Source organism: Sediminibacter sp. Hel_I_10 (genome assembly GCF_000688335.1).
In the GTDB taxonomy this organism is placed as follows: Bacteria; Bacteroidota; Bacteroidia; order Flavobacteriales; family Flavobacteriaceae; genus Psychroserpens.
The window spans coordinates 3,131,456-3,146,153 of record NZ_JHZX01000001.1; the positions used below are offsets into that span (position 1 = coordinate 3,131,456).

At 37.1% G+C, this 14,698-nt stretch carries 8 protein-coding genes; all 8 read left to right on the forward strand.

The genetic code is table 11. The annotated features are described in order from the left end of the window. Positions 1–14 precede the first annotated feature (14 nt). The 8 genes from P176_RS0114115 to bglX all read left to right on the forward strand — a co-directional run bounded on the left by P176_RS0114115 (position 15) and on the right by bglX (position 14,694). A complete protein-coding gene (locus tag P176_RS0114115) occupies positions 15–2,816 on the forward strand; it encodes a LuxR C-terminal-related transcriptional regulator (RefSeq protein WP_051605607.1) in 2,802 nt (933 codons plus the stop codon). 227 nt (positions 2,817–3,043) lie between these two features. Continuing rightward, complete coding sequence (locus P176_RS0114120) at positions 3,044–6,184, forward strand: TonB-dependent receptor (protein WP_026755310.1); 3,141 nt, start codon at positions 3,044–3,046, stop codon at positions 6,182–6,184. A gap of 17 nt (positions 6,185–6,201) precedes the next feature. Beyond that, entirely contained in the window at positions 6,202–7,614 is a 1,413-nt protein-coding gene (locus P176_RS0114125) for a RagB/SusD family nutrient uptake outer membrane protein (RefSeq protein WP_026755311.1), read from the forward strand. A gap of 158 nt (positions 7,615–7,772) precedes the next feature. Next, on the forward strand, positions 7,773–9,158 hold the full coding sequence (locus tag P176_RS0114130) for a glucoamylase family protein (protein ID WP_037348953.1): 1,386 nt from the start codon (positions 7,773–7,775) through the stop codon (positions 9,156–9,158). Positions 9,159–9,170: 12 nt separating this feature from the next. Beyond that, complete coding sequence (locus tag P176_RS0114135) at positions 9,171–10,571, forward strand: glucoamylase family protein (protein ID WP_026755313.1); 1,401 nt, start codon at positions 9,171–9,173, stop codon at positions 10,569–10,571. Further along, positions 10,572–11,567 carry a metallophosphoesterase gene (locus tag P176_RS0114140; protein WP_026755314.1) on the forward strand — a complete coding sequence of 332 codons (996 nt, stop codon included), beginning with the start codon at positions 10,572–10,574 and terminating at the stop codon, positions 11,565–11,567. 10 nt (positions 11,568–11,577) lie between these two features. Further along, on the forward strand, positions 11,578–12,384 hold the full coding sequence (locus P176_RS0114145; RefSeq protein WP_026755315.1) for a prolyl oligopeptidase family serine peptidase: 807 nt from the start codon (positions 11,578–11,580) through the stop codon (positions 12,382–12,384). 3 nt (positions 12,385–12,387) lie between these two features. Then, complete coding sequence (gene bglX / locus P176_RS0114150; RefSeq protein WP_026755316.1) at positions 12,388–14,694, forward strand: beta-glucosidase BglX; 2,307 nt, start codon at positions 12,388–12,390, stop codon at positions 14,692–14,694. The last annotated feature ends 4 nt before the right edge of the window (positions 14,695–14,698 follow it).

The following is a 14,698-nucleotide window of genomic DNA, read 5'->3' on the forward strand; positions in this document are numbered from 1 at the left end:
AGACGTTTAGAAAAATGCAGATATCATTAAAAAGCTGGACGCTGTTCCTATGTATCTTCGTTGTAGGATCCACTTGGTGTTGGGCGCAATACACGCCCTACTTTCAAAATTATGATTTATCCCAGTATAATGCAGGTAATCAAAATTGGGATATTTCTAAAGCTAAGGACGGCCGACTTTACGTTGCCAATAATAACGGACTTTTAGAATATGATGGCTTAAATTGGGAACTCTATACCATCCCGAATAAAACCACGCTAAGATCGGTACTAGCTCATGACCAAAAGATTTTTATTGGGTCTTATGAGGAGTTCGGTTTTTTTGAAAAAAACAAAACGGGTAAATTGTTATACAATTCGCTCACGAAAGGGTTGCATACCGATGACTTTTTGAATCAAGAATTTTGGCAAATTTTACCTTTAAAAGAGGCTATTGTCTTTCGTTCATTTTTGAATATTTATATCTACGAGAAAGGAACCATTAAAAAAATAACACCAAACTCTACAGTAATGTCTTGCACTGTTATTGACGATGAGCTCTATGTGTCTACATTAAATGAGGGGATATTTAAGTTAGTTAATGGTCAACTACAAGCTTATCTTTTTGATGAAAAATTGGTAGGCTCTAAGGTGGTCTCCTTATCAAAAAATGGTCAAAATCTTTTAATTACGACAGCTTTACAAGGTGCTTTTCTATTCGACGGAAAACGTCTTGATTCTTGGAATGAAGAGATCGCCACAGAGCTCAAAAAGTATCAAGCCAATTCTTTTTCTACACTGCCCTCTGGAGATATGATTTTCGGGACGATTCAAAATGGATTATATGTAACCAATAGTACGGGTGATGTGAAATATCATATCAATAGAGCAAACGGATTGATAAACAATACCATTTTGTCTCAATATTTAAGCGATGACGGGCAACTTTGGGTAGGATTGGATAATGGGATATCCTCTATAGATTTAAAGAGCGCATCAACATTCTACAATGACGTATCAGGTAAGCTGGGAGCGGTTTACGATGTGGTCAATTATAAAGGGAGGATTTATATTGGCAGCAATACGGGACTTTATTTTTTAGATAACAATAATGATCTTCAATTTATTCCAGGTTCTCAGGGTCAAGTTTGGGATTTGAAAATTATCGAGGGAGATTTGGTTTGTGGACATAACAACGGAACGTTTTTAGTCAAGGAAGCAGGTTTGGAGTTGATTTCGGCTCAAACAGGTGGCTGGGTTATTGCACGTGCTCCAGGGAAAGAAAGCACCTACATTCAGGGTACTTATGCTGGTTTAGTAAGCTTGAAAAAAATTAATGGAAACTGGGAATCCAAACATTTAGGAAAGACCACCATACCGATACGCTTTTTGGTTTTTGATGACGAACATACAGCTTGGGCTGCTCACGCCTATAAAGGGCTCTACAGAATACGTTTTAATGAAAATTTAAATACTATAATTAGTGTTCAAAATTATGAACATAAAGGCTTATCTTCTGTATACAATGTCAGGGTTCATAAGGTTAAGAATGACATCTGTATCAAAACAAATGATGGATGGCAAAAGTATGAGGCCATCTTAGATAGTATTGTACCCCATAAGGTTTTAAATGACACATTTGGGGAGGACTCGTATATCATATCAGATGATGATACTGATGCCTTAGTCTTAAAAAGGCAAGATGTTATCAGTATCAAGTCTTTAGATGGAAACAGTAGTGATGTTTCATTAGAGAGCAAACACATCAAAGACCGTATTATATTAGGTTATGAAAATGTATCTGGTATTGGCAGTAATCAGTTGGCATTGAATCTAAATGATGGTTTTATGATCATTGACAAAAATGGTCCCCAATCAGAATATAAAATATTTGAACCCAAATTAGATGAGATAAAGATTGATGGCCACTCTGTAGAATTGGCAGAAGGTAATGACCTTGAAGTTCCCAATCGATACAAAAGTCTCACTTTAGAGCTGTCCTCCCCAAAATCTACAAATTACCATTTTGAGTATGCCATTGTTAACATTGACTCCACACATTGGTACAAGGTAGAGGATGGAGAAATACAATTGTCCAACCTCGGTTATGGAGAATATTACCTAAACATTAGAACCAAGAAAGGTGCCAATGATGTTTCAAAAAGTATAGCATTAAACTTAAACGTTCTACCGCCATGGTATAAATCTAAAATTGGATTTTTGGTTTACTTTATATTAAGTGCGTTCATTATTGTTTTATTTTATTATTTGCACAAAAGGAAGATCAATAAAGAACAAGCGTTGATCACGCGCAAGTATGAGGACGAACAAAAGAAGATGCTGAAAGAAAAAACTATTGAAAACGAAAAAAGAATTGTTGAGTTAAAGAATGAGTCTTTAGAAAGCGAAGTGGAATTAAAAAGTAAGCAATTGGCAAATACAGCAATGGCACTTGTGAAGAAGAACGAGACCTTACTAGAATTAAAAAATGAGCTTGTGGTTCATAAAAGTGCTTTTGAAAATTACTATGCCTATAAAAAATTGATAAAGAAAATTGATGGGTCGATAGGGCATGATGATGAGTGGTCCATTTTTGAATATAACTTCAATCAGGTTCACCAAGAATTCTTCAATCAGATTCAAGATAAACATCCCAACTTAACACCTAAAGATCTTAAGATATGTGCTTATATTAAGATGGATTTAAGCACTAAGGAAATTGCTCCACTTATGAACATCTCGGTAAGAGGTGTAGAAACCCAACGATATCGCTTAAAACAGAAGTTAGATTTAGAATCTGATAAATCAGTGGTGGATTATGTGCGAAATTTCAAATAACACATACGGGAAATTCAATATTTAACATTCTTTATTACGTCAAAACTACGTCAATCACTCTTTGCGCTATCGTTTTCGTTACTTTTTTGGTATCTTCAAGCTACGTCATTACTGAAATTTTAAGGTTTTTATAACGTTGACGTATTTTTTATGTGAACGTACTGTTAATAGGATGTCATATTCCTTTTATCTTGCTAGGAACTAATCATGGTAAAAACAAATTTTTTATGAAAACAAAAATTCTTTTATTATTACTTCTATTATCGGTAGTTTCTTTTGTTTCGGCACAGGAAATGACGGTAACAGGAACCGTGACTTCAGCACAGGACGATTTACCATTGCCGGGTGTTAATGTTATTGTGAAAGGAACCTCTCGAGGAGCCAGTACAGATTTTGATGGAAAATATAGTATAGTGGTTAATACTGGAGAAGTCTTGGAGTTTAGTTCCATAGGCCTGAAGACTCAGACCATTACCATTGGCGATCAAACATCTGTAAACGTAGCTATGCAAGAAGATACCGAATCTCTTGATGAGGTTGTCGTTATTGGTTATGGTACTCAAAAACGATCAGATGTTACTGGAGCTGTTACAAGTGTACAGTCAGAGGAAATCTTAAGACAACCTGCTATTAACGCGACTCAATCCATACAAGGTAAGCTTCCTGGTGTTAATATTATTAATAGTGATGCTCCTGGAGCAACGCCTAAGGTAATCATTAGGGGTATCGGTACTGCTGCTGCAGGTGAAGATGTGCTTTATATAGTAGATGGGATACAAGTTACAGGTATTAATAACATTAATCCAGCAGATATTGAGTCTATAGACGTACTAAAAGATGCGGCATCATCTGCTATTTATGGTATGGATGCAGCTAATGGTGTTGTCATTATAACAACTAAAAAAGGCAAACAAGGGCAGGCAAAAGTGTCTATAAGTTCTCAATATGGGTTTCAGTCGATACTGAATCAAGTAGAAATGGCCAATGCGCAGCAGTTTGTTACTTATTTTAATGAGAATCAGGCATTTTTGCCAGAAGATACGTCTTATACCTTATCTCAAAACCAACCTTATGACACCGATTGGTATGATGCGTTGACTGATATTGGTTTTATGAGTGTTAATAATGTAGCATTATCTGGAGGAAGTGAAAATGTCAATTATTTTTTCAGTTATAATAATTTTCAAGAAGATGGTATTCTCCAAGATCAAGATTTAGCCAGAAATACGCTTCGTTCTAACAATACGTTTAAGTTTTTTGATAACAAATTAAGGGTGACATCATCGTTAAGTGCGGCCTTTACAAAATCCACTCCAAAACCTTCAGGTGCATTTAACCGTGCCTATCGTCAAGCTCCTATTGTGCCAACGTTTTACCCAGACGGTCACTTTGGTACAGCTGATGTTAATCAAACTACAGGTGTTCAGGGTTTTATGGCTGGCCCTGGAGAGACCATTGGTAATTTGAATACAGCGGGAAATGCATTGGCCGACGTGTTTTATACTAATCAAGTCAATAGATCAACGGATCTGCAAGGTGTTATTGAGGCCGAATTACAAGTTACTAATTTTCTAAAGGTGACTAGTAGAGTTGGTCTAACCAAAAGCTATTTTAGAGGACGTGGTTTTAATGCCATTAAAGACAGGTTTTTAAATGCAGGTGACCCTACACGAGTAGAGCAAGACTTTTTGGATTTAAAATTACAAAATCCAGAAAATGAGCAATATGCAAATAATAGTTTGAATTTTACTCAAAATGAAAACTTTAGATATAACTGGGATACCTTTTTAACTTTTGATAAGGTTTGGAATGAAAAGCACAACTTTAGTGCCGTTGCAGGTATTACCAAAGGAAAAAGAGGTGATTTTTTCGAAAGCAGTATAACTGGATATGAGGTACCAGAACTGGAACAATATTGGAGCATTGAATTTGCAGAAAGCGGAACTTATGAAAATGTATCAAATCAGTTTTATAGTACCCCAACAACTCAATTATCTTATTTTGGTCGTATTCAGTATAATTACGATAGCAAATATTTTATTCAGGCGAATTTTAGAAGAGATGGTGTGAGTACATTTAGAAATAGTGAAGAAGAAGGAGTGTTTACTGATCAAAAATATTTCGGGAATTTTCCATCGGTGAGTTTAGGATGGACCTTGACAGAAGAAGATTTTTTATCAAATGTCAATTTCTTAAACTTTCTTAAATTAAGAGGTGGTTATGGAGAAGTAGGGAATTCTCAAGTGCCGTTTAATGTGTTTCAATTTAACACAAGCGGAGGCAGCTCTGATGTAAATTATGTTTTTGGTCCCAATCAAGACTTGATTTTAGGAGCTGGCCTTGGTGCTCCTGTAAGACCGATCTCTTGGGAGGTTACTAAAGAAATCAATTTTGGTTTAGATTTTAGAATGTTTAACTCTAAACTTTCTGGTGCAATTGATGTATATGATCGTTCAACAGATGATGCGATTTTAAATATTCAACCCTTGCTTAACTCTCCAAACGATCAAAATTTCTTTGATACCGGCGCAGATGTTACCAATAAAGGGGTTGAGGTAGAATTGACTTGGAGAGATAATATTACTTCAGACTTATCTTATAACATAGGGGTTGTATATTCTTACAATAAAAATAATGTTGAAAATGTTAAGCCTGCTTATGATGGCCAAACAGGAGGTAGCTTAAATAACGGAGAAATCACCAAAAGATTACAAGAAGGTCAGCCACTATACGCATGGTGGATGTTTGAAGCAGATGGTGTATGGCAAACCCAAGAAGAAATTGATAACAATCCGGCGTTCGGTAGTCCAAATCCTGGTCATTTGAGATATAAAGATCAAAATGGAGATGGAATAATCGATGATCGCGATAAGAAATTTTTTGGTTCTTATTTACCAACCTATAACTTGGGTCTCAACCTAGGTTTGAACTATAAAGCGTTTGATTTTGTTGTAGAAGCATTTGGTGCTGGAGGCAATAAAGTATATAATGCTTTGAAGGGAGTAAGAGTTGATGCTGGAGAGAACATTACCGCAGATGTGTTTAATGAGCGTTGGACGGGGCCAGGCTCTACAAATGTAAATCCTGGTGCCAATAGAGATTCTAGAGCATCTAGTTACTATTTAGAAGATGGTGATTATTTGAGAATCAATAATATTACGCTTGGTTATACCCTAAAAAATGTGGTGGATGAAATTTCTTCAATTAGAATATACGCTACAGCTCAAAATCCGTTTTTATTTACGGATTATACAGGATTTACTCCAGAATTATTAGGGAATGGTAATCCAAACCAAACGTCTGGTATAGAGCTGTCAGCATATCCAAACACAAAAACCTTTTTATTCGGTATTAACATTGAACTATAATTTTAAAAAAAATAATTATGAAAATTAATATAAAACAAATAAGTGTGCTTTGTTGTACAATGCTACTTTTTGCGGCTTGTGACGAAGAGTTTTTAGATGTAGATGCTAGAGCCGATATTGAGTTCTCAGATTCTGGTGTAGAGGTCACTCCCGAGGATATGGTAACAGGTATTTATGGTAAATTCACTAGTTTTTCTTATGCCTTCTCCTATCTAGGTATTACAGAAATTATTTCAGATAATGCAGATAAAGGAAGTTCTCCTGGCGATACGGGTTCTGATAAAAACCTGTTAGATGAATTGACACACACGCCATCTTCAGGTTCGTCTAGAGCCATGTGGACCCATTGGTACAAATCTATAGGTAGAGCTTCAATTGCAATAGAGTTTACTAATAACTACGAACTTGAGTATAGTGAAAGTTTAAAGGCACGACTTATTGGAGAAGCTAAATATTTAAGAGCATTAAATTATTTCTGGTTGGTAAGGTCTTTTGGAGATGTTCCTATACAAGAAATTGATTTGGTAAATAGAGCTCCTAAAAGTGAAGTGTATGCCTATATGATAAATGACTTGCAAGATGCTATTGAAGCTTTGCCTTTAAAGAGTGAATATGCAGCAAACGATTTAGGCCGTGCGACCAGAGGTGCCGCTCAAGCGCTATTAGCTAAAGTGTATTTATATCAAGAAGACTATCAAAATGCTTATGATATGGCAAATGAGGTGATTGCTTCTGGTGAATACGGATTACATCCTAACTACGAAGAATTATGGAGAGCCTCAACAGAAAATGGAATTGAATCTATTTTTGAAATGCAAGGAAGAGGAGAAACCATTAATCACGGGATACAACAATATTCATCTACTCAAGGTGCTAGAGGGACTAGTGGCTGGGGCTGGGGCTTTAATACGCCTAGTCAAAACTTAGTAGATGCTTTTGATCAAGCTGGAGATGAGGTTCGTAAAAATGCAACCATCATCTTTGCAGGAGAAACGTTATGGGACGGCCGAGTGGTTAGTCCGGCGACTGAAAACCCAAGATATAATGAGAAAGCCTATTCAAGCCAGAATGCTGGAGCGGCTGATGGTGACAAAAATGTACGTGTATTTCGTTACGCAGAAGTTCTATTGATTAAGGCAGAAGCGGCAACTTATATAGGTCAGGATGCTGCTGGTCCTTTAAACTTGGTAAGAGCAAGAGTAGGATTGGCTCCTATTGCAAACCCTACAGTGCAACAGATTTGGAACGAACGCCGTTTGGAACTTGCCATGGAGCACGATCGTTGGTTTGATCTTCTAAGAACAGGTCAAGCTGCTTCCGCACTAGCTGCAGACGGTAAGACTTTTGAAACAGGAAAGCATGAATTGTTTCCGATACCAAATGATCAATTGATTGATACACCAGAAATGGAACAAAATCCGGGATGGTAATAATTTTGAGTTAGTCCTTTTATATTAATAGCTGCATTGCACCTTTGCAGTGCAGCTATTTTTTTACTCTAAACAATTATTGATAGAGGTCCTTACAATTAATTTTGAGAGGTAGATGCTTATTTTCATCGCCAACATCAAAAAACATTCAAATGATTATGAACACAATAAGCAACATCATTAAACTAATGGTGATAACATTGTTATGCTGCAATCTCAGCTGTAAAGATTCTAAGTCTGATTTAAAAAATACAGACGAGCATATAGCATTAAAAACTGCGGCATTTGAGTCTTCCAGTGAAGATGAGCATCTTTTGGATCGTGTTCAAAAAGAAACGTTTAATTATTTCTGGGATGGTGCAGAACCTAATAGTGGTTTAGCAAGAGAGCGACTTCATATGGACGATAATTATCCTACTACTCCTAAAAACACAGTAACAATTGGTGGCTCGGGATTCGGTTTCATGGCGTTATTGGTTGGCATCGAAAGAGGTTTTATAACAAGACAAGAAGCAGTGGAACACTATCTTAAAATGGTTGATTTTTTAGAAAAAGCAGATCGTTTTCATGGCGCTTGGCCTCATTGGCTCAATGGCGAAACCGGTAAAATTGTACCATTTAGTAAAAAAGATACTGGCGGAGATTTGGTGGAAACCGCTTTCTTGGTAGAAGGAATGCTCACCGTTGCTGAATATTTTAAAGATGGTAATGAGACAGAGAAAAATCTTTCTAATAAAATAAATAAGCTTTGGCAAGAGGTAGAGTGGGATTGGTATACTAAAGGCGAAAATGTATTATACTGGCATTGGTCACCTACCGATAATTGGGAGATGAATTTTCCTGTAGGGGGTTATAATGAGTGTTTAATCATGTATGTTTTGGCCGCGTCCTCGCCTACATATCCAATTGATAAGGCTGTTTATACTGAAGGCTGGGCACGTAACGACAGTATTAAGTCATCTGAAAAAATGTATGGTCATGATTTGGTGCTTAATTATTTTGAACATGATGAGGCAGCAATTGGACCTTTGTTTTGGGCACATTACTCTTATCTAGGTTTAAACCCAAAAGGATTAAAAGACCAGTATGCAGATTATTGGAAGTTGGTGCAGAATCATGCTAAAATACATTATGATTACGCTGTTGATAATCCAAAAAACTTTAAGGGGTATGGAGATAGCATATGGGGTATGACCTCAAGTTATTCCATAAAAGGTTATGCTGGCCACAGGCCGGGAAGGGATCTCGGTGTGATTTCTCCAACTGCAGCGTTGAGCTCATTTCCATATACGCCCAAAGAAAGTATGCAAATGCTAAAGTATTTGTATAAAGATCATGATTCGTTAATTGGTAAATATGGTCCCTATGATGCATTTAGTTTTGAATATGATTGGTATACCCCACGTTACTTGGCCATAGATCAAGGACCTATTCCTGTAATGATTGAAAATTATCGTACTGGATTGCTTTGGAATCTTTTTATGAAAAATACCGATGTTAGAAATGGGTTAGATAAACTAGGCTTTGAAAATTATAAAGAATAAAAATATTGAAATATGAAAAAGTTAATGATGTTTTGTCTCGTTGTATCCATGTTTTCTGCATGTTCTTCGTCAGATAATAATGAAGATCCTGTGGTTGTAGATGATACTGTGGATGATGCCGTAGATGATACTGTAGATGATGGACCTTCGGGAGTAATACCTCTTACCGATATTGAAATGATGGACCTCGTTCAAGAAGAAACTTTTAAATATTTTTGGGATTTTGCACAATCCGAATCTGGAGCAGCAAAAGAACGGTATATTCCCAGTAATCCTACTCAAGACCAAAATGTGGTGACCACAGGAGGTTCTGGTTTTGGACTTATGGCTATTCTCGTTGGTATAGAGCGTGGTTATGTAAGTAGATCTGAAGCCGTAGCACGTTTAAATACGATTCTAACGTTTTTTGAAACTGCAGATCGTTTTCATGGCGCTTGGCCACATTGGATCAATGGCACTAACGGAAATGTGATTCCTTTTTCTGATCTTGATGATGGAGGTGATTTAGTTGAAACCGCATTTTTAGTCCAAGGATTAATTTGTGTTAAAGAATATTTTAAAGAAGGTTCTTTAGAGGAAATAGCATTGGCTGATAAAGCAGATGTACTTTGGAAAGGGGTAGAATGGGATTGGTATACAAAAGGGGAGAATGCCTTGTACTGGCATTGGAGCCCCAATAACGATTTTGCAATCAACCTTAAATTAACGGGTTATAATGAAACCATGATCTCTTATGTATTGGCAGCTGCTTCTCCAGAATATCCAATTGATCAGGTAGCATATACTGCAGGTTGGGCTAGTAATGGCGCTATTGTGTCTTCTAATTCGCAATATGGTTTTCCGCTTATCTTAAATCATTCAGGTGCACAGCAATCAGGTGGTCCGCTATTTTTTAGCCATTATTCCTTCTTAGGGTTGAACCCAACGTCACTATCAGATCAATATGGCAATTACTGGGATGTTGCCGTAAATCATACTAAGATCAATAGACAATATTGCATCGCCAATCCTTTAAATTTTGAAGATTATGGCCCAGATTGTTGGGGATTAACGGCAAGTTATTCGAGAGATCCTGAGGATGGATCTTTAACGTATTCAGCACACGCTCCCAATAATGATAAAGGGGTGATTTCTCCAACTGCAGCCATAAGTTCTATACCTTATACGCCAATGGAATCTTTAGATGCTATGCATTATTTTTATCAAAACAACGAAGAACTATTGGGTCCAGCAGGATTTTATGACGCTTTTAGTCCAGAGTTTGGGTATTGGGTTGCAGAGGCCTATTTAGCTATCGATCAAGGGCCACAAATTATTATGATAGAAAATTATAGATCAGGGCTGCTTTGGGATTTATTCATGCAAAATACTGATGTGCAAAACGGCTTAACTTCATTAGGATTCTCATACTAAATGGAAAAGAGCGGTAATAACATACATGCTTTATATTTACTACTTTTTTTAAGTAGCATTTTTTCATGGAATGGCATCGCGCAAGACAGCTTCGAGTTTGTAGTGCTTCCAGATACTCAAACTTATATGGAGGAATTTCCTGAAGTCTATATGAGTCAAATGAAATGGTTAGCCGAAAACAATGAAAGATTTTCTTTTGTGCTTCACGTTGGAGATGTCACTCAGAACAATTCTGAAGCTGAATGGCAAATTGCTAAAAATGGATTTTCATTATTAAATGGAAAACTACCATATAACATTGCCTTGGGAAATCATGATATGGGAAGTGCACCGGGGAAATTCGCCGATATTAGGAATACAAGTTTAGCAAATATGTATTTCCCATCTGAGAGTTATAAAAAAAATTCAAATACAATAGCTGTATTTCCTGAAAACAGCATTGACAATTCTTGTGCCGAGTATCATCTAATCGGTCAAAAATGGTTAGTCTTTTCATTAGAGTTTGGTCCTCAGAATAAAACGATTGAATGGGTAAATGAAATTATTAGGCAACATCCAAACCATAAAATCATTCTTAATACACACGCTTATCTCTACACTGACAACACATTACATGATGGAGACGATTGGTATTTGCCTCAAAAATATGGAATAGGAAAAGATACTGATGATGGTAAAGTTAACGATGGTGGGCTGCTATGGGAAAAGCTTATAAAAATTCATAAGAACACTATGTTCGTTTTCTCAGGGCATATCTTGGGTTCGGGTGTAGGTACTTTAGTTTCTAAAAACGATTTTGGAAATAAAGTATATCAAATGCTAGCAAATTTTCAAAAGAACGTCAAAGGTGTTGAGCAAGGTAATTCAGGCTACTTGCGTATTATAGAAGTCAACAAAGCGACAAATACTATTGCGGTAAAAACATATTCACCATGGTTGCACCAATTTCAAAATGCACCTGAGCATCATTTTACTTTTCAAAATATTGATTTTTAACTTTTCTATTATGAAGACTATTTTTAATCCTCAATTACTGCTGACCTGTTTCTTAACTTTAGTAACAGCGTATGCTTCATTAGGCCAAAACGAAGTATTTGCTAAAGAGCAGTTTATAACCAATTCAGATACGCTCAACTATCGCATCATGCTCCCTAAAGATTTTGATGCCTCTAAAGTCTATCCGTTGGTACTTTTTCTTCATGGCGCAGGAGAGCGAGGTAGCGATAATCAAAGTCAATTGACCCATGGTAGTGCTCTTTTTGCTTCCGAAGACAATAGGGAAGCATTTCCGGCAATCGTTATATTTCCGCAGTGCCCTAAAGAAGATTATTGGTCTAGCGCAACGGTTGATAGAAGCACAAAACCTATAAGTTTAAATTTTCCACTAAATATAGAACCTACCAAATCCTTGAGTTTGGTGATGGAGCTTCTAGAGGAAGTATCAGATAAGGCTTATGTAGATACAACTAGAATTTATGTAGGAGGACTCTCTATGGGCGGTATGGGAACGTTTGAAATTTTATATCGTAGACCAAATACATTTGCTGCAGCGATTACCATTTGTGGTGCAGGAAATCCAGAAGCAACCGCATCATACGCAAAAACAACTCCGCTTTGGGTTTTTCATGGCGCTAATGATGATGTGGTAAATCCGCTCGGTTCGGTAGATATGGTTAGCGGTATTTTAAAGAACGGAGGGAAACCTAATTTTACACTGTTTGCTAAAGACAATCATAACAGCTGGGACTCTGCATTTGCTGAACCAGGATTATTAACTTGGTTGTTTTCAAACACAAAAAACTCAAAACAATAAAACATGACGAGACCAATCACATTTCTTTTAATTTTTATCAGTTTAAGCTTAGTCGCTTGTGATTCTAAAGAAAAGCGCACTGCGTCAAGCAACGATAATCCTTTTCAATATCAAGTCGACTCCATTTTGGGGTTAATGACTTTAGACGAAAAGTTAGGACAACTCAATTTGCCATCTTCGGGGGATATCACAACAGGAGCATCGCAAAGTTCTGATATCGCTAAAAAGATTGAAGAGGGCAAAGTTGGAGGCCTGTTTAATATTAAAACGGTTGAAAAAATTCGTGAAGTTCAGAAAATTGCGATGGAAAAGAGCCGAATGAAAATTCCACTGATCTTTGGTATGGACGTGATTCATGGTTACGAAACTACATTTCCTATTCCTCTGGGATTATCCTGTACCTGGAATATGGATATGATTGAAAAAACAGCACGTATGGCCGCACAAGAAGCTACTGCAGATGGGATAAACTGGACCTTCTCGCCTATGGTTGATATTTCAAGAGACCCACGTTGGGGACGTGTTTCAGAAGGTTCTGGAGAGGATGTGTTTTTGGGTAGCCAAATTGCAAAGGCCATGGTCAACGGGTATCAAGGGGATGACCTTACAAAAAATAATACCATGCTGGCCTGCGTCAAACATTTCGCCCTATACGGCGCACCAGAGGCCGGAAGAGATTATAATACGGTAGATATGAGCCGCATTAGGATGTATAACGAGTATCTACCACCTTACCAAGCGGCTATAGATGCAGGTGTTGGGTCAGTAATGGCATCTTTTAATGAAATTGATGGCGTTCCTGCTACAGGAAACAAGTGGTTATTAACCGACTTACTTCGTGAGGATTGGGGCTTTAATGGTTTTGTAGTTACAGATTACACAGGTATTGAAGAAATGATGTATCATGGCGTCGGTAATTTACAACAGGTTTCTGCTCAGGCCTTAAAAGCGGGTTCAGATATGGACATGGTTGCCGAAGGGTTTCTAGGGACTTTAAAACAGTCTGTTGAGGACGGTTTAGTATCCATAGAAGATATTGATAAAGCCGTATCAAGAATTCTGACCGCAAAATATCAAATAGGGCTCTTTGATGATCCTTACAAGTACTGTGATCTTGAGCGCCCAAAAAATGAAGTATTTACAGAAGAGAACCGCGCATTTGCAAGACAAGTGAGTGCAGAGTCCTTGGTCTTACTTAAAAATGCAGATAGTTTACTACCATTAAAGAAATCGGGAACCATTGCTTTGGTGGGACCTATGGCAAACACAGCAGTGAACATGGCTGGTACTTGGAGTGTAGCGACCAAACAGGAAAAATCCATTCCATTATTAGAGGGGTTAAAAACAGTAGCAGGAGACCAAGTGAACGTATTGTATGCTAAGGGCAGCAACGTGGATTACGATCTAGAATACGAGAATCGAGTGACCATGTTTGGTAAAAGTATTCCTCGAGATGATAGAAGTGATCAACAATTGCTTGATGAAGCTTTATCAATTGCAGCAAAATCAGATGTGATTATTGCTGCTATTGGTGAAACTGCGGAAATGAGCGGTGAAAGTAGTAGTGTGACCAATCTTCAAATCCCAAAATTACAACAAGAGTTATTGAATGCTTTACTGAAAACAGGAAAGCCTGTTGTGTTAGTACTTTTTACAGGACGACCGTTAGCTATTACTGCTGAAAACGAAAATGTACAGGCCATTCTTAACGTCTGGTTTCCTGGAAGCGAGGCAGGCCTTGCCATTTCAGATGTGCTTTTTGGAGACGTTAACCCCTCAGGGAAATTGACAGCTACTTTTCCAAGAAATGTAGGTCAAGTTCCAATATTTTACAATCATAAAAATACGGGGCGACCTCTAGGTAACAAAGAAGGAAAGTTTCAAAAATTTAAATCTAATTATTTAGATGTTCGCAACGAGCCATTGTATCCATTTGGCTATGGCTTAAGCTATACTAAATTTGATTACAAGAACCTTACCGTCAGTACAGATACCATAAGTATGGATAGCGCTTTTAAAGTTTCGGTAGAAGTATCTAATACTGGAGATTATGATGGTAAAGAAGTGGTGCAACTTTATGTTAGAGATGTCGTGGGGTCTGTGACGCGACCTGTTAGAGAACTAAAAGGATTTCAAAAAATAGAAATAAAAAAAGGAGAAACAAAAACAGTCAACTTTGACATGACGGTTAACGACCTTAAATTTTATAATAGTGATTTGGATTTTGTAGCAGAACCTGGCGAATTTCAAGTGTTTGTTGGTACCGATGCTGATGCTGAGTTAATGACTTCCTTTCAACTAAAAAAATAGATCT